15 protein-coding genes and 1 riboswitch are annotated in these 16,587 nt (G+C 47.0%); of the genes, 3 read left to right on the top strand and 12 right to left on the bottom strand.

Translation table 11 applies throughout. From position 1 onward, the window contains the following. Positions 1-2 precede the first annotated feature (2 nt). The 5 genes from purS to purE form a co-directional block, all read right to left on the bottom strand. Entirely contained in the window at positions 3-245 is a 243-nt protein-coding gene (gene purS / locus AB4Y93_RS18230; RefSeq protein WP_167278809.1) for a phosphoribosylformylglycinamidine synthase subunit PurS, read from the bottom strand. A gap of 348 nt (positions 246-593) precedes the next feature. Continuing rightward, positions 594-1,493: a phosphoribosylaminoimidazolesuccinocarboxamide synthase gene (locus AB4Y93_RS18225; RefSeq protein WP_441894282.1), complete on the bottom strand. Its 900-nt coding sequence runs from the start codon at positions 1,491-1,493 to the stop codon at positions 594-596. Between the two features lie 21 nt (positions 1,494-1,514). Then, positions 1,515-2,810, bottom strand: coding sequence for an adenylosuccinate lyase (purB, locus tag AB4Y93_RS18220; RefSeq protein ID WP_167278807.1), 1,296 nt, complete (start codon positions 2,808-2,810; stop codon positions 1,515-1,517). 7 nt (positions 2,811-2,817) lie between these two features. Next, positions 2,818-3,984: a 5-(carboxyamino)imidazole ribonucleotide synthase gene (purK, locus tag AB4Y93_RS18215; protein ID WP_441894281.1), complete on the bottom strand. Its 1,167-nt coding sequence runs from the start codon at positions 3,982-3,984 to the stop codon at positions 2,818-2,820. Next, positions 3,981-4,466, bottom strand: coding sequence for a 5-(carboxyamino)imidazole ribonucleotide mutase (gene purE / locus AB4Y93_RS18210; RefSeq protein WP_441894280.1), 486 nt, complete (start codon positions 4,464-4,466; stop codon positions 3,981-3,983). The genes purK and purE overlap by 4 nt, the downstream gene beginning before the upstream one ends. 290 nt (positions 4,467-4,756) lie before the next feature. Then, positions 4,757-4,856, bottom strand: a riboswitch (purine riboswitch). A gap of 271 nt (positions 4,857-5,127) precedes the next feature. Here purE and AB4Y93_RS18205 point away from each other — a divergent pair. Further along, positions 5,128-6,417: a LysM peptidoglycan-binding domain-containing protein gene (locus AB4Y93_RS18205; RefSeq protein WP_441894279.1), complete on the top strand. Its 1,290-nt coding sequence runs from the start codon at positions 5,128-5,130 to the stop codon at positions 6,415-6,417. Positions 6,418-6,706: 289 nt separating this feature from the next. On the opposite strand, the gene AB4Y93_RS18200 is transcribed toward AB4Y93_RS18205, so the two are convergent. The 6 genes from AB4Y93_RS18200 to msrB all read right to left on the bottom strand — a co-directional run bounded on the left by AB4Y93_RS18200 (position 6,707) and on the right by msrB (position 12,856). Next, on the bottom strand, positions 6,707-8,227 hold the full coding sequence (locus AB4Y93_RS18200; protein ID WP_441894278.1) for a DHA2 family efflux MFS transporter permease subunit: 1,521 nt from the start codon (positions 8,225-8,227) through the stop codon (positions 6,707-6,709). Positions 8,228-8,268: 41 nt separating this feature from the next. After that, a complete protein-coding gene (locus AB4Y93_RS18195) occupies positions 8,269-8,703 on the bottom strand; it encodes a MarR family winged helix-turn-helix transcriptional regulator (protein ID WP_441894277.1) in 435 nt (144 codons plus the stop codon). Between the two features lie 188 nt (positions 8,704-8,891). Next, positions 8,892-10,523: an MDR family MFS transporter gene (locus tag AB4Y93_RS18190; RefSeq protein ID WP_441894276.1), complete on the bottom strand. Its 1,632-nt coding sequence runs from the start codon at positions 10,521-10,523 to the stop codon at positions 8,892-8,894. A gap of 24 nt (positions 10,524-10,547) precedes the next feature. Continuing rightward, positions 10,548-10,982 carry a MarR family winged helix-turn-helix transcriptional regulator gene (locus tag AB4Y93_RS18185; RefSeq protein WP_167278800.1) on the bottom strand — a complete coding sequence of 145 codons (435 nt, stop codon included), beginning with the start codon at positions 10,980-10,982 and terminating at the stop codon, positions 10,548-10,550. 309 nt (positions 10,983-11,291) lie between these two features. Then, complete coding sequence (locus tag AB4Y93_RS18180) at positions 11,292-11,864, bottom strand: nitroreductase family protein (RefSeq protein WP_441894275.1); 573 nt, start codon at positions 11,862-11,864, stop codon at positions 11,292-11,294. A gap of 32 nt (positions 11,865-11,896) precedes the next feature. Next, positions 11,897-12,856, bottom strand: coding sequence for a peptide-methionine (R)-S-oxide reductase MsrB (gene msrB, locus AB4Y93_RS18175; RefSeq protein WP_441894274.1), 960 nt, complete (start codon positions 12,854-12,856; stop codon positions 11,897-11,899). Between the two features lie 221 nt (positions 12,857-13,077). On the opposite strand from msrB, the gene AB4Y93_RS18170 reads away from it, so the two are divergent. Further along, positions 13,078-13,506, top strand: coding sequence for a hypothetical protein (locus AB4Y93_RS18170; RefSeq protein WP_441894273.1), 429 nt, complete (start codon positions 13,078-13,080; stop codon positions 13,504-13,506). Then, entirely contained in the window at positions 13,503-14,582 is a 1,080-nt protein-coding gene (locus AB4Y93_RS18165) for a phosphodiester glycosidase family protein (protein WP_441894272.1), read from the top strand. Before AB4Y93_RS18170 ends, AB4Y93_RS18165 begins: the two co-directional genes overlap by 4 nt. Before the next feature lie 473 nt (positions 14,583-15,055). On the opposite strand, the gene AB4Y93_RS18160 is transcribed toward AB4Y93_RS18165, so the two are convergent. Then, on the bottom strand, positions 15,056-16,441 hold the full coding sequence (locus tag AB4Y93_RS18160; protein ID WP_441894271.1) for an NCS2 family permease: 1,386 nt from the start codon (positions 16,439-16,441) through the stop codon (positions 15,056-15,058). Positions 16,442-16,587: the final 146 nt, after the last annotated feature.

The following is a 16,587-nucleotide window of genomic DNA, read 5'->3' as shown; positions in this document are numbered from 1 at the left end:
GATTATCCCTCCAATTCAAAACGGTAATCTTCGACAACCGTGTTCGCCAACAGCTTCTCGCACATTACTTTTACGCGTGCTTCCGCTTCAGCGCGGTCATTCGTGTCAAGTTCAAGCTCCAGGTATTTACCGATGCGAACTTTATCAACTTCTGCAAATCCCATTGTGTGCAGCGAGCCTTGAACGGCTTGACCTTGCGGGTCGAGTACATTTTGTTTGATAGTGACGTAGACTTTGGCTTTCATAAGTGGCCTCCTGAAAATGGTTTTTCCGGTCGATGTGTAAAAGAGTACGCCAGCTCGTGTCCCTCAGTCACACGGGTGTCTGTCTACGTCGCTGTTGAAATCGGAAAATTTCATTTAATCTGCTTCGTGGATATTTTCCGAATTTCAAAGGCGAGTGCTGTCGCTCTCCGACAGACACCCCTGCTCCTTCAGTCCCGGCTGCCGTTTTTTACAACATCCTCCCGGGTAGTCGTGTAAGCAATTAGGGGGCGTTTGCGCACTATCGTGCTCAACGCCAAACTTCAGAGCTAATACAAAAACCTATAAGATAAGATCAAGAACGAAAGATCAAGAAAATATAATTACGATCTATACCAATGAACTGCCAGTTAAACGGCTGTAGATGTCTAAATAACGATTTGTTGTTTCGTTAACAACGGATTCAGGAAGTGGAGCCGGTTTGCTGTCTCTGTCCCAATCGGAACCAAGAAGATAGGTGCGGACCGGTTCTTTGTCCATACTGTCGATCTCGATATCGAAAGCATAGTTGCCCTCTGCCCAGAAACGCGAGGAATCCGGGGTGAAGATTTCGTCGATCAGAATGACTTTGCCATCGATCAAGCCGAACTCGAATTTGCAATCGGCAAGGATGATCCCATGCTTCGCGCAATATTCATGAGCGAACTCGTACAGCTTGATGCTGCAGTCGCGAAGCTCTTCAGCGAGTTCTGCGCCAACCATCTCTTGCATCCGCTCGAATGGGATGTCCTCATCATGTCCAACGTCGTTTTTCGCTGCTGGAGTGAAGATTGGCTTAGGGAAACGCTCGTTCTTGCGCATACCTTCCGGAAGCTCGATTCCGTTAATCGCGGACGTTTGTTGGTATTGTCTCCAACCGCCGCCAGTGATATAGCCGCGCACCACACATTCAATATCAATGCGCTGTGCTTTCCTCGTTACCATGATGCGGTTTCTCAGCAATTCTGGCTCAGTTACGATATCCCCAAGCTTGTCTACATCGGTGTGGATGACATGGTTTGGCTGAATCGAAGCGGTTTGCTCAAACCAGAATGCTGACAGACGGTTCAATACGTTGCCTTTCTGCGGTACAGCAGGATCAAGCACATAATCGAATGCCGAAATGCGGTCCGTTACAACGATCAGGTAATGCTCGCCGAGATCATAAAGCTCACGTACTTTGCCTTTATACAGCAGCGGAGCTTTGATATAATCCGCTGCTGAGGATAAAGCTTGCGATTGTGCAGTCATTCCTCGAATCCCCTTTGCTTCTTAGTTCAAGCCAAGACGTGTGAAAATCGTATTCACATGCTTCAAATGCCAAGCCGGATTGAATGCATCATCGATTTCTTCAGCCGACAGCAGGCTTGTAATCTCCGGTGTCGATTCGATAATGTCGCGGAATTGGCGCTGCTCTTCCCATGCTTGCATCGCGCGTGGTTGAACCGTATCGTAGGCTTGCTCACGGCTAAGGCCTTTATCAATCAGCTTTGTCATCACGCGGCCAGAGAACGGAACGCCAAATGTACGCTGCATGTTTTTCTTCATGTTTTCAGGGAATACAGTCAAGTTCTGAATGATGTTGCCAAGACGGTTCAACATGTAGTTCAGAAGCATTGTTGCATCCGGGAGGATAACACGTTCAGCCGAAGAATGGCTGATGTCGCGCTCATGCCACAGCGGTACGTTCTCGTAAGCTGTCAGCATGTGACCACGGATCACGCGGGATAGACCGGAAATGTTCTCGCAGCCAATTGGGTTACGTTTGTGCGGCATTGCGGAAGAGCCTTTTTGACCTTTCGCGAATGCTTCTTCCACTTCACGGAATTCGCTCTTCTGCAAAGCGCGAATTTCAGTAGCGAATTTATCAAGCGATGTAGCAACGAGTGCCAGTGTCGCCATATATTCAGCGTGACGATCACGCTGCAAAGTTTGTGTCGAGATTGGAGCTGCGCTGATGCCAAGCTTGTTACATACGAACTCTTCTACGAAAGGATCAATGTTTGCATAAGTACCAACAGCACCGGAGATTTTACCGAATTGAACGCCGTTAGCTGCATGCTCGAAGCGCTCCAGGTTACGTTTCATCTCTTCATGCCACAGAGCCATTTTGAGACCAAATGTTGTGGGCTCGGCATGTACACCATGTGTACGGCCCATCATTGGCGTATCTTTATATTGAACAGCTTTCTCGCGAAGGATCGAGATGAAGCGCTCGATATCTTTTCTCAAGATAGCATTCGCTTGAAGAAGCAGGTAGCCATTCGCTGTATCTACAACGTCTGTCGAAGTCAGGCCATAATGCACCCATTTGCGTTCCGGACCAACGGTCTCGGATACAGCGCGTGTGAACGCGATAACGTCATGGCGGGTTTCTTGCTCGATTTCGTAAATACGGTCGATATTGAAGGTCGCTGCTTCACGAAGCGCCTCTACATCTTCCTTAGGAATAACGCCAAGCTCAACCCAAGCCTCACAGGAGCAAAGCTCAACTTCAAGCCATGCTTGGAATTTGTTCTGCTCTGTCCAAATTGCTCTCATTTCCGGTCTGCTGTAACGCTCTAACATGTACCGTTCACACCTTCCAAATGTTTGTCTCTTCTATCCAATCAAGCGCTTGCTGAACATCGCCTGCAAGCACGTTAACATGGCCCATCTTACGCTTATGAACAGCGTCTTTCTTGCCGTACAAGTGAACCTTCGGAGCAACATTCAATCGCGATGCCGCCTCATCATGCTTCGCCATCCGTGCAAGCAGAGGCTCAACATGTTGTCCAAGTACATTCACCATAACAACGGGAGTAAGCAGCTGAGTATCACCTAATGGCAAGTTGCATACCGCACGCACATGCTGCTCGAACTGCGAAGTACGGCAAGCTTCCATTGTATAATGTCCGCTGTTATGAGGACGTGGCGCAAGTTCGTTGACGAACAGTTCACCGTCAGCCGTCAGGAACAGCTCAACGGCGATCAAGCCAACCACTCCAAGCCCTTGAGCAATCTTCATCGCCAGCTTTTCCGCTTCCTGTTGTACACTCTCTGCAATTCGAGCAGGAACGATCGACAGGTGCAAAATATTTTCGATATGAATATTTTCTGCTGCGGGGAAGGCTTTTATCTCCCCTTGCGGGCTTCTTGCTGCAATAACGGATAACTCTTTATCAAATTTAATGAATTGCTCCAGCACGAGCTCTACACCGGCACGGCTTAATGTCTCATACGCTTCTTCAATCTCGTCGAAGCTTCTGATCACCCATTGCCCTTTGCCGTCATAGCCGCCCATTGCTGTCTTAAGTACGCATGGAAGGCCAAACTTCTCAGCCGCGACGCGAAGTTCCTCGCTGCTCCGGATCTCGCAGTACGGGGCAACCCGTACGCCTGCCGCTTCAATTGCCCGCTTCTCACGCAGTCGATGCTGCGTTGTATAGAGAAGCTCGCTTCCCTGCGGCACATACGATTCCGACATGAGCATCGCAGCTACATCAGCGTCGACATTCTCGAATTCGTAGGTGATGACATCTGCCCGGCGTGCAAGCTCGCGAGCTGCTTCACGGTCATTGTAAGCAGCGACGATCTGTTCAGCTACTTGTCCGCATGGTGCGTCAGGTGTTGGATCAAGTGCAACGAAACGATATCCCATTGCGCTGCCCGCAAGTGCCATCATTCGGCCAAGCTGTCCGCCGCCAAGAACGCCAATTGTACTGCCTGGCAGCAGCGTCCTTTTGCCTGCTTCCATCATCATAATGTCTCACTGCTTTCCAGCACTTCCTGCTTGACCCGTTCACGCCGTGCTTCTACACGGGCTTGTACTTCAGGATCAAAGGCTCCAATCATTTGAGCAGCCAGGAGGCCAGCGTTCGTACCGCCAGCGTTGCCAATCGCAACTGTCGCAACCGGAATGCCGCCTGGCATTTGGACGATCGACAGGAGCGAATCAAGACCACTCAAATTGGAGGATTTCACTGGTACGCCGATTACCGGCAGAATCGTCTTTGCAGCAACCATACCCGGCAAATGCGCGGCACCACCGGCACCTGCAATGATTACTTTAAGGCCGCGTTCTGCAGCCGTCTCTGCATATTCGAACATTAGATCCGGTGTCCGATGCGCAGAAACAACCTTTTTCTCGTACGGAATTTGCAGCTCTTCTAACACGTCGCAGGCAAGTTTCATTGTATCCCAATCCGACTTGCTGCCCATGATGACGCCTACTTTCGCAGACATGCGTTCAAACCTTCCTTCATATATAAAATGTGTACATCTCGCGAAAACCAACCCGAAAAAATAGAAAAATCCCGCGCTGCAACCATATCGCTTATGGATGCTGCCGGGACTCGAGCAAAACGTCAGGGTACTTCATTAACGAAGGATTCACCCTGCGCGTCTATAATGGCAACAATTGTCTTTACTTCAATTCTAAGAAATTCTAAGTTTTCCAAATGTTTAATAGGACTTAGAATTCTCGGGTAATGCAAAGACAGCATAAGGCTGCCCTGACTTACAGGCAACCTGTCTATTTGTTCCATCATGCTCGTAGTCCGAAAATATGGTTTTCGGGTAGATACTTTCGGGCCTTTTTCCCGAGGATATACGAGAACTTTCAACATAATAACGGATCATTCGACGAACGTTCCGCCTTAACCTACTCTAGTTTATCCAATCCCCCTATGTCTGTCAATGAAAAGCATATAAAATACGAACATTAAAATAATATAGTTCAAATAAAGTTCGTTTTTGCTTAATAATGCAACAATTTGGCCTCCCTTTTTCTGCCTTTATCAAATTAATTGGCATGGTGTTAAGTTTGGGAAGGTTCGGAATAGAGTAATAGAAGAGATATTAAGCGTATAACTTGAAATGCTCAAGGAATGGGAGGCGAGAGGCGATGCAAATCTATACCGTCAAAACACGTGATACCATACAAAGCCTGGCGCAGCAGTTCAACATAGGACCTGAAGCGATATTTTCAGCCAATGGCATGCATGAATCTGAGCCTCTCGTCTCCGGACAGTCGCTTATTATTCCCGTTCAAGCGGCCACCCACCAAGTGATGCCCGGTGAAACCTTATGGTTGATCTCACAGAAATACAGTGTGACACTGCAAGAGCTGGCCAGAGTGAACCATATCACTAATCCCGCCCTTATTCTCCCCGGCATGATGCTTCGCATTCCGAAGCCCCGTAAGATCGCCATTGAGGTTAACGGATATACTGAACCTGCTGCCATGACAGGAGCCGCTGGATCCTCACCTGCAGCCTACGCTGCCAGGCATTTGACCTTCCTCAGTCCGTTCAGTCATCAAGTTAGACCTGACGGCTCATTAGGCATGCTGTATGATAAGCCAATCATTCAAGCCGCCAATCAGAACCGCACCACACCAATGATGGTAATCACGAACTTTGACGGCTACACGTTTAGTCCCAGCCTTGTGCATTTTATTCTATCTAATAAAACGGTAATTGACCGTCTGATCCATAATGTCATCAACACCATGCGAACGAATAGGTATTGGGTGCTTAATGTTGATTTTGCTTTTATCCCCGCTGCTGATCGTACCTTGTATCATCAATTCCTGGAGCAGCTCACCGACACACTTCATCGATACGGATATCTTGTGTCCTCTACTCTCCCGCCAGCTGTTGAACCTAATCCTGCGGGTCATCTGTATGAAGGACAGGATTATGCTTTCCATGGACGACTGCTCGACTTCGTTATCCTAATGACGTATGAATGGGGCTGGTCGGGAGGACCGCCAATGCCTGTTGCCCCGCGCAATGAAGTTGTTAAAGTTCTCGCCCATGCCTTATCAGTTATACCTGCGAACAAAATCATGCTGGGCATGCCCTTATACGGCTATGACTGGACTCTCCCGTATATCCCGGGCCAGGACTGGGCTTTGTCCATCAGCTCAAACGATGCTGTCCGAAGGGCGGCAAGGTATGGCGCCTCCATTCAATACGATCCGATTGCAGAGTCGCCGTACTATAAGTACTTCGATGAGCAAGGACGTGATCATGAGGTTTGGTTTGAGGATGCACGAAGTGTACAGGCGAAGCTTGATCTCGTCAAATGTTATCACCTGCGCGGAATAAGCGGTTGGGTGCTCGATGTTCCCTTCCCTGTTTTTTGGCAGGTGCTGGAGCAAAATTTCCATGTCCATAAGTGGGTGAAATGAGGAGGGTTAAACGCGCGCACACTGCGCAGACTGTATATAAAGCACACTGCGCATTTAAATGTTCTTTCGATCGCCATTGCTCAGGGATTCCTTTGAATTAGATGTTATATGGTAGGAATCCCTTCACAAAAGCGAACGCTTAAAGCTTTCTGAAAGAAAGCTACTTCGAAAGCATTCACCCTACTTCTACAGAATCATTTAAATGCTCCGTTTAACCTCTGAGGGTAAACAGAAAGAGGCCGTGCAGGTTTTTTATGACCTGCACGGCCTTCTTGTTAGAGCAGTTATTTTATTTAGATTGGCTTGTAGCGATTTGAGCTTCTGCTACGCCGCCTTCTGAAGAGGAGCTGACTACTTTAACTGGTTCCTCATGTGGTTTTACTTTACGGATGAAGAATGCGAGTACCAATGCTGCAACAGCAAACCACGTTGCTACAACGAACGAGTGGTTGATACCTGTAATTGTAGCTTCTTGAACGGCGTGAGCCATTGCTGCTTTATCTGTAGTATCAATGCCTTGTGTCGCAACAAGGTGCTTCGTCTCGGAAGCTGCTTTATTCGTCATCAGCGTTACCAGGAATGCTGTACCCAGAGCGCCTGCAACGTTACGAAGCGTTTGTGACATCGCGGAACCGTGAGCGTTCAACCGTTGCGGCAATTGGTTCATGCCGGCTGTTTGGATCGGCATCATCAGCATCGACATACCGAACATCCGCAATGTATACATTGTGATCAAAAAGCCATAAGTCGTATGATCCGTCAACTGACTGAATTCATAAGACGAGTACACGGTAATCACAAGACCAGTTACCGCCAGCCAGCGAGCGCCGACTTTATCGAAGATCATACCGGTAATCGGGGACATAATCCCCATCAGGATTGCCCCAGGAAGCAGGAGCAGACCAGATTTAAGTGGAGTGAATCCCATGATGTTTTGCAGATAGATCGGCAGCAAAATCATACCCGAGAACATCGCCATCGTAATGATCACGTTAATAACAGTTGTCAGGGAATACATGCCGAACTTGAATACACTAATTTCAAGAATCGGTTTCTTAACAACCAGTTGATACCATACAAAGGCAATAAGTGCGACAACCCCAATGCTCAGGCTTGTGTAAACCGTCGGACTATCCCAGCCGTCTGTACCTGCATCACTAAAGCCATACAGCAGACCGCCAAAGCCCAGTGTAGATAAAATAACGGCGAAGATATCGAGCTTGGATTTTGCAGTTTTTGTTACATTCTTCATCGAAATTGCGCCGTAGATCAAGCCGAATAACGAGATTGGCAAAACAATATAGAACAACACACGCCAGTCATAATGCTCTACGACCCAGCCAGACAGTGTTGGTCCAACAGCTGGAGCGAAGATCATTGCGATCCCCATCATACCCATTGCCTTACCACGCTGTTCGATCGGGAAGATGGTCAAGAAGATGATGGACATTAGCGGCATCAGAATTCCGGCGCCTGCCGCTTGAATAATACGACCTGTAAGAAGGACTTCAAAGCTTGGCGCCAAGGCGCTGACTATAGTACCTGCCGAAAATAAACTTGTTGCAACGATAAATAATGACCTTGTTGAGAACCGGCTGATCAAATATGCACTAATTGGAATAAGGACCCCGTTAACAAGCAAATAACCGGTTGATAACCATTGTACTGTATTGGCGCTGACTTTAAGGTCAGCCATAATACTTGGAAGCGCGACGTTCAACAACGTCTGGCTAAGCAGCGCAACAAAGGCTGCAATGAGTACCGATGCGACGATCGGGCCTCTTTTAAATGCTGCTACAGCATTACTCATAGGTCTTTCTCTCCTTTTTTAGATGTGTTGCATGCTAAATGCTATTTGTTATCCATATTCGCAAGCAGCTGAGTGAAAATCCTCTTCAGATGCTGAATATCCTCTACTGGCAGTGCATGAAAGAATGAGGAGAATGTTTCTTTCTGTGATTCAAGCAAATCGTCCACCATCGCCTTACCCTTACCGGTTAATGTAATGTACACGACTCGCCGGTCATCATTGGCACGCTCACGGCTAATCCAGCCTTCTGCAACCAATTTATCGGCTATGCCTGTTATCGCGCCAGAGGTAAGTCCTAATACTTCGGCCATTTCAGATACTTTGCGCGAACCTGATGTATGAAGGGTATACAAAACTTTGAACTGCGTATAGTTCATACCGCTCATCGTCTTCCTGCTCCATTCATTGTTTACGTTCTTCAAGAATGTCCGGAACTGGCCAAGAAAACCAATTAGTTCTTCATTGGCATTGCTCATTCCCTCTCTCCTTTCTTCTCTGATATATGCCATGGATCGAGATAATACATTAGCATTTAATATTTTAAAGCTAAACAAATTATTAATAAAGCATTTACTACTATATATCTCTTTTATGGATCAGTCAACGGGTTTTTTGGAAAGAAAAAAAGACAGCTTTAGACTGTCTTTTCTTTAATAGCTTTTCCTTATTTGCTTTGGCTAACAGCAACTTGGCCTTCCACATTTATTTCTGTACCACCAGAAACTTCTTGTGGTGCCTTATTGGTTGTACGAAGTGGGATTTCTCTAATGAACCATACAAGGACTACGGCGATGAACAAAATGGCTGCACCTGTCAAAAATACTGTCGACAGCGAATTGCTAAGCGCATCACGAAGCAAGTCTATCATTTTATCAAATTGCACTTGCAGATCAGCCGTTAAGCCTTCACGAGTCGCTTTAAGTGCTGGTTGATCTGTCAGCATCTGAGGATTTGCAAACTGTGCAAACTTCTCCGCTGTAGCTGGATCAAGCTTCGACATATCTGCACCTTCGCCAGACTTGGAGAGATCCGTCAGATTATGCTTCAGTGCTGAGGACAGGACGGTACCCATTACTGCGATACCAATTGTACCACCCAAGTTACGGAACAATTGCATGGTTGCTGTTGCTGCACCAAGTTCTGTGTGCGGTACCGCATTTTGAACCGTAAGCGAGAAGACCGGCATACCAAGGCCAAGACCAAGGCCAAAGATAATCATCGCCAGTACCGCCATTGGTACGTTGTTCATAAACGTCATAATCAGCATACCAACAAGCATAATCGGCAAGCCAATGACTGCAAAACGTTTGTACTTCCCTGTTCTCGAGATCAATTGACCACCAATCGCACTCGTAATAACCATACCAATCGACATTGGCATCGTTACATAACCAGCATGAGTTGGCGAGATGCCAAGAACACCTTGTACGAAGAAGGACAGATAAATTAGTGCACCCATCATACCGAAGTTCATAATAAAGCCAATTACATTGGAAAGAGCTACTGTACCATTACGGAAAATATAAAGCGGAAGCACAGGGTTCTTCGCTTTCCGTTCAATAAGCAGGAAGATAATGAGCGACAAGACGGTTATGCCAAACAAGCCGACAACTTGAACAGAAGCCCATTCGTATTTCGATCCCGCCCATGTAAATGCAAGAAGCAGTGGTACTAGAGTTGTTGTCAGGAAAATCGAACCCAAGTAGTCGATTGGCTGATGAGCTTTGCGCTCGGTTTTGGGGAATAACGTCAGAATCATAATGAACGCAATAACACCAAGCGGCAGGAAGATCCAGAATACCCAGTGCCAAGCCATATTGTCGATAATCCATCCACCAAGTGTTGGACCAATAACGCTGGAGAAGCCAAATACAGCCGTCATTATACCTGTCCATTTGCCCCGTTCACGTGGAGGGAACAAGTCACCTACGGATGTGAAAGCTGTTGCCATAATAATACCGGCACCTACCCCTTGAATACCACGGAAGGTAATGAACTGATACACGTTGTCCGAAAGACCGGACGTAAATGCACCAACAATGAAAAATAAAATACCTGCCAAGATAAACGGCTTACGCCCATATATATCGGACAGCTTGCCAACCAGAATAGTGGCGATGGTGGATGTGAGCATATAGATCGTGATCGTCCATGTATAAAGATTCATACCGCCTAATTGTGCGATAATGCGCGGCATCGCCGTACTTGTTATCGTTTGGTTAATAGCTGCAAAGAACATCGCGAACATGATCGCAATCATAATCGTCAGTTTTCTTTGTTTTGATAAATGTTCCATTGTTTTCTCTCTTCTCCTCTAAATCTATTTGTTGTCCATATTCGCAAGCAGCTTGGAGAAAATTCTTCTCAGGTGCTGAATATCTTCTTCCGGCAGTACATTAAAAAGGGAAGAAAAGGTCTCTTTCTGCGATTCAAGAATTTCATCAACCATTTCCTGACCTTTGGACGTTAAGGCAATGTACACCACTCTGCGGTCATTACTGGCCCGTTCCCTGCTAATCCAGCCTTCTGCAACAAGCTTATCCGCAATTCCCGTTATAGCCCCTGAGGTCAGCCCCAGAATATCAGCAATATCCGATACTTTGTGAGTGCCAGATGTATGAAGGGTGAAGAGCAGCTTGAATTGCGTATAGTTCATGCCGCACATCGTATTCTTGCTCCAATCGCTGTTCACGTTTCTAAGAAACGTCCTGAACTGTCCGATAAAGCCAATCAATTCTTCGCTTGTATTCGTCATTCCCTCTCTCTCCTTCCCACCCTGACCTCGCCTTTCGTTCAACCTTTAATTTAGTTAGCTCTTAATATTTTAATACTAAATTAATTAGCAACAAAGTATTTACAACTATATAGCTTTTCATTCAATCAGTCAACGTTTGTATTCGAGAAGTTATTTCCTATTTGTCCGAAAACCAAGCGTAAACGGCTTCGCCATCCTTTGGAGGAAGAGTAGTTTCGCATTAAATTATAGGCCCAGTATAGAGAAAACCTATATATTCCTATAATTAAAAAAAGCGCCCTTTCGGGCGCTTAAGACTGTCTGTATATCCTACGATTCCAGCCAGATTGTTTTCTCTGCTGCAGGTGTACGTTTCACGTCCGGCGGAGTCATATCGGGATAACCCATATAGACCATAGCAACAATCTGCTCGTTCTCAGCAAGACCAAATGTGTCCTTCATCAGTGGATGGTACATTGGGCCGCCGGAGCGCCAGATTGCACCTAGTCCGTTCGCATGTGCTGCAAGCAGCAGGTTTTGAACCGCTGTATGCGATGCTGCAATTTCCTCGACGAGCGTTGCCCGAGGATCATCCGATGGAGAGCAGACTACCGTAATGACAACAGGTGAACGGAATGCTTTCACCCGTTCCTTGCGCAGTCGTTCCTCCAGATCAGGGCTTTCCCCTGCTTCAAGTGAAGCAAGTGCTACGCGTGCATAACCTTCCCCAAGCTTCGCACGGCCTTCACCTGTCATAACGATAAACTTCCAAGGCTGAGTATTGTGATGGCTTGGCGCCCATGTCGCCGCTTCCAACACCTTTTCAATCAGATTACGTTCAACCGGGTCCTTCTTTACGCGTCCAATCGAACGTCTCGTTCGAATTGCTTCTTCGATATGCATAGCTTCTCCTCCATTAAAAAGTTAATCAAGCATTATTTTTTGAAATAGCCGACGTACTCTCCGTACCCTTCCTTCTCCAGATCCGCTGCGGGAATAAACCGAAGTGAAGCGGAGTTAATGCAATAGCGGAGTCCATTTGGTCCAGGACCGTCATCAAAGACATGACCGAGATGGGAATCGCCTTCTTTGCTCCGCACTTCCGTACGGACCATGAAGTGACTTTTATCAAGCACTTCGTTAATAACCGATTCCTTCACCGGCTTTGTGAAGCTTGGCCAGCCGCAGCCGGAATCATATTTCTCACGGGAGGTGAACAGCGGCTCCCCAGAGACGATATCGACGTACAGCCCATCTTCCTTATGATCCCAATATTCCCCGGTAAAAGGACGCTCCGTTGCATTATTTTGCGTCACTTCATATTGAATTGGAGTTAGGCGGGAACGAAGATCGCCCTCATCCTTCTTAATTGTCCAATGCTTATTAATGAAAGCATCTCGGCCAGATCCCTTGCGGTACATTTTATAACGGAATGGGTTCGTCCGATGATAGCCTTGATGATAATCCTCCGCCGGATAAAACTCTTTCGCCGGCTCAATAACCGTTGCGACAGGCTTATCGAATCTACCGCTGGCATTCAGAGCAGCTTTGGATGCTTCCGCCTTCTCGCGTTGCTCTTCATTATAATAGAAGATAGCCGTCCGATAAGACTCTCCGCGGTCATGGAACTGGCCGCCTGCATCTGTTGGATCAATCTGCCGCCAGAACACATCCAGCAGCTTGTCATAGGAATAGATCGATGGATCAAACGTAATATGAACGACTTCGGCATGGCCGGTTGTTTCCGAGCATACTTCCTCGTAAGTAGGATTTTCTGTATGGCCTCCGGAATAACCTGATACAACAGACAAAATACCCGGTGTTTCTTCAAACGGTGATACCATGCACCAGAAGCATCCTCCTGCAAACATGGCTTGTTCTACAGCTGCAGTCATTTTGGCAACCTCCTTCAAGCTTAATCTCTCCTATTATAACGTATCCTTCAATTCCCACAAAATGATTGACACCTTAATTAGCAATCTTTGTTACAATGTAGTGACAGCCGCAACCTATCGGCATCGTTCGTGCGTCCAAAATGTTAGACTAGCTTTACTCTTATTTTTTTGCAGTCCGTTCACTTCACTCTTCCTATTAAAAGAATGAGGTGAATGCCCTAATGAGCAATACGGCTTTAGATACAACAAGTGCTTCTTATGAGACGAATCCGCGCAAAGCTGTCAAGCAGCGCTCCTTCGTTATCTTTGTATGTGTATGGATCATCCTGATTGCTTCCGGCATAACCGGTGCTATGCTATACAGCGAACATGTTCAGCAGCAGATTGCTGCCGATGTGGAACGCCAGACGGCAAGCCAGATTGCCGAAATGCAAAAGCAATACGAGGATCGCATCGCAAAACTCGAAACGGATTATAAAGCTGAACTGTCGCAATTGGATTCCAAGGTAGAGGCACTAAATGAGCTGCTTACCTTCTCCAAAGACAATGCTGATGTCAAAACCGACAACAGCAACAAGCTGTACAGCCAATTAAACGAAGTGAAGAAGAAGCTGAACGAACTGCAGAAAAACCTGGATGTGCTCAAATGACCCCATCCATTCGCATGATGAACCGAACGATGCTGCTCGCCTGCACACCATTTGTTGCTATGCTTTTATGGCTGATGGTATCGAACATCTCGATTGTGCTGCCAGACAGCAGTTTTCCAAAGGCGAGTTCTGAACAGCAGACAGATACCGAAGAGGCCCGTACGAAGTCACTTGCAGCTGGCCTCGATTCGGCTCATCAAACAGCTGTCCAGACAAGCGCCTCCATCAAGAAACAGCTGAAGCTGTACAACCAGACCAATGCTGATATGGTGCAAATCGTTAAGACAGCGACCGCTCAGGCTGGCCGCCCCCTGCTTGTGTACGATAAGATTATTACAAGCCGGCTGGGTTCTCCATCAGGCACGATTAACTCGGACAAGCTGCGTGCGCAATTATACTACATAAAAGCTGACAATTTTCAAAGCTACGCATTAAAGATTAAATTGAATTCAAGCGATGCGATGAAAATGGTGCTGGGCAAAGATAAAGCAGGAAGCGCGGAAACGACACTTGCTGCCGTACAGCGTTACGGCGCGATCGCTGGCGTTAACGCTGGAGGCTTTGCCGATGGCGGAGGCAAACGTTATCCGCTCAGCACAACAATCGTAAACGGCAATTATGTAGATGGCTTCCAGCCAACACGTGCCGACTTGTTCTTCGTTGGCTTGAATGCGAGCAATAAGCTGGTCGGTGGCAAGTTTACCAACCAGCAGCAGCTCGACAGCTTGAATGTAAAGTTTGGCGCCTCATTCGTACCCGTACTGCTCAAGAATGGAAGCCCTACTACCATTCCATCAAAATGGCAGACCAGCCCGGCGCGAGCACCACGAACCGTCATTGCCAACTATAAGGATGGGCAGCTGCTTATCCTTGTGGCCGATGGCCGCAACGAAGGCGGCAGCTCCGGCGCAACACTCGCTGAGATGCAGCTGTTATTGCAGCGATTCGGCGTAGTTGACGGTTATAACTTAGACGGCGGCGGCTCCTCGTCGCTCATCTGGAACGGACGCGTCATTAACAAGCCGTCCGATGGGCAGCTTCGTAAGCTGCCTACGCACTTTTTGTTCTTTAAATAATTAGCCGCAAACAAACAACTCCAGGTTCAAGGAACCTGGAGTTGTTTGTTTGACGGCAGCCGGGCACGAAGGGGCTGATCGATATTGGCGATGGCGGGAAAGTTTGTAGGATAAGCACGGGTAGGGTAGGATCGCTTAGCCCGCCAAGCTATAATGTTGTATTTTATACATTTAAAATGAGGCTGGTGGAGCGAGAGAGATGCGTAGGTTGTATTTCATACAGTAGATTCAATTATAAGTTACGTCCAGCCACTAAATAGTAAGATTACGCTGGATGGAATCCAACTTAGCTGATCTCTCAAACACCAATGGCGATTTTCATTGGATGATATACAGGCTGACTGTAAACATGCCAATAAATCGAGCACGCACTTAGCGGCATTCTCTGGACTTGCACCCTAAGCATGATGCGCTGCCAAACACACAAAAAAGCAGCGCCGGTCCAGCGCTGCTTTTTGTTTCTTCTATTACAATTATTCCGTTCCCATGATGACGTAGCGGCCGATAATTAGAATCGCCAGTACCCACATGAGCCAGTGAACTTTATATTTGCCTTTATTCGCTGCGTTAGCAACTGTCGCCAGAACAACATACGTTACGATACCAAACGAGATACCGTTAGCGATGCTGTACGTGAACGGCATAAGCGCCAGTGTCAAGAACGAAGGAATCGCATATACCATGTCGGAGAAGTCGATTTCTTTGACCGATTGAAGCATCAGTACACCAACGATAATCAGTGCTGCGTTAGTTGCTGCTGCAGGAACCAGTGCAACGACTGGCGACAAGAAGATCGAGAGCAAGAAGCAGATACCTGTTGTTACCGAAGTAAGACCTGTACGTCCACCTTGCGCAACACCAGCGGAGCTTTCTACGAAAGCCGTTACTGTACTTGTACCAAGCAATGCACCACCGCTTACCGCGAAGGCATCGACGAACATCGCTTTACCAATACGTTTTTTGCCCTCTTCAGGGTTTTTCATAAGACCGGCACGGTTAGCTGTACCAACCAGCGTACCGAATGTATCAAACAATTCAACGAACGTGAAGGTCAATACGACTGTGATGATCCCAACTTCAAACACACCTGGGAAATCAAAGTGGCCAATGTTCATTGTCGTAAAGTCAGGTGCCCAGTTTTGATCTGTGAAAGTCTTTTTCACGTCTACTTGACCAAGGATGATCGAAAGTACCGTTGTACCAAGGATACCCCACAGGATCGCGCCTGGTACACGAAGAACCATCAGAATACCGATAATAAGCAGTGCAACCACAGTCATTACTACCGTTTCATTCGAGAAGCTGCCGATATGGATGACTGTCTCCGAACCGGAAACATCCGTATAAGCACCAGCTTTAATATCGCCAAAGGCTGTGACAGCAACCGTCATCAGGCCGCTGCCTTTCAGGCCAACAATTGTAATGAACAAACCGATACCAACTGTAATTGCATGCTTCAAGCTGTCTGGAACAGCTGTAATCAGCATTTGACGAATTTGCGTCAGTGTCAGGATGATAAAGATAATACCCGAGATAAATACCGCTGTCAGACCCATTGCTACCGAGATTGGTTTATCCGTAGCCTGCGAAGCAATAACCGTCGAAGCGAAATATGCATTAAGACCCATACCAGGTGCCAGGGCAACTGGGAAGTTCACGAACAAGCCCATAGCAATTGTGAAAATACCTGCTGCAATCGCTGTTGCAAGGAATACTGCCGTCCAGTCAAGACCAGTTGGCGTCAGAATGATCGGGTTGACGGCTAGTATGTAAGCCATCGTCATAAACGTAGTCAGACCCGCCATAATTTCCGTTCTAAAGTTTGTACCATGTTCCTTAAACTTAAAGAAACGTTCCATTTTCCCATTAACCCCCCAAAAATGTGTACAAGCCAAGGTGAAACGGCTTCATGCAGCGCGTTTCAATCCGAAGAATTCTAGAGCTCTATCTTATTAAGATAAAAGCCTTAGAATTGCAACAAAGCCTAGGAAAAGATGCGTAAATA

Origin of the sequence: Paenibacillus sp. YAF4_2 (assembly GCF_052113225.1) — a bacterium.
Classification (GTDB): Bacteria; Bacillota; Bacilli; order Paenibacillales; family Paenibacillaceae; genus Pristimantibacillus.
This window is presented reverse-complemented; position numbering and strand designations above follow the sequence as displayed.

Excerpts from the sequence above, each read along its gene's own strand:
- purS (WP_167278809.1), bottom strand. The coding sequence starts at position 245 with ATGAAAGCCAAAGTCTACGTCACTATCAAACAAAATGTACTCGACCCG.
- AB4Y93_RS18225 (WP_441894282.1), bottom strand. The coding sequence starts at position 1,493 with ATGACTGCACAATCGCAAGCTTTATCCTCAGCAGCGGATTATATCAAA.
- purB (WP_167278807.1), bottom strand. The coding sequence starts at position 2,810 with ATGTTAGAGCGTTACAGCAGACCGGAAATGAGAGCAATTTGGACAGAG.
- purK (WP_441894281.1), bottom strand. The coding sequence starts at position 3,984 with ATGATGATGGAAGCAGGCAAAAGGACGCTGCTGCCAGGCAGTACAATT.
- purE (WP_441894280.1), bottom strand. The coding sequence starts at position 4,466 with ATGTCTGCGAAAGTAGGCGTCATCATGGGCAGCAAGTCGGATTGGGAT.
- AB4Y93_RS18205 (WP_441894279.1), top strand. The coding sequence starts at position 5,128 with ATGCAAATCTATACCGTCAAAACACGTGATACCATACAAAGCCTGGCG.
- AB4Y93_RS18200 (WP_441894278.1), bottom strand. The coding sequence starts at position 8,227 with ATGAGTAATGCTGTAGCAGCATTTAAAAGAGGCCCGATCGTCGCATCG.
- AB4Y93_RS18195 (WP_441894277.1), bottom strand. The coding sequence starts at position 8,703 with ATGAGCAATGCCAATGAAGAACTAATTGGTTTTCTTGGCCAGTTCCGG.
- AB4Y93_RS18190 (WP_441894276.1), bottom strand. The coding sequence starts at position 10,523 with ATGGAACATTTATCAAAACAAAGAAAACTGACGATTATGATTGCGATC.
- AB4Y93_RS18185 (WP_167278800.1), bottom strand. The coding sequence starts at position 10,982 with ATGACGAATACAAGCGAAGAATTGATTGGCTTTATCGGACAGTTCAGG.
- AB4Y93_RS18180 (WP_441894275.1), bottom strand. The coding sequence starts at position 11,864 with ATGCATATCGAAGAAGCAATTCGAACGAGACGTTCGATTGGACGCGTA.
- msrB (WP_441894274.1), bottom strand. The coding sequence starts at position 12,856 with ATGACTGCAGCTGTAGAACAAGCCATGTTTGCAGGAGGATGCTTCTGG.
- AB4Y93_RS18170 (WP_441894273.1), top strand. The coding sequence starts at position 13,078 with ATGAGCAATACGGCTTTAGATACAACAAGTGCTTCTTATGAGACGAAT.
- AB4Y93_RS18165 (WP_441894272.1), top strand. The coding sequence starts at position 13,503 with ATGACCCCATCCATTCGCATGATGAACCGAACGATGCTGCTCGCCTGC.
- AB4Y93_RS18160 (WP_441894271.1), bottom strand. The coding sequence starts at position 16,441 with ATGGAACGTTTCTTTAAGTTTAAGGAACATGGTACAAACTTTAGAACG.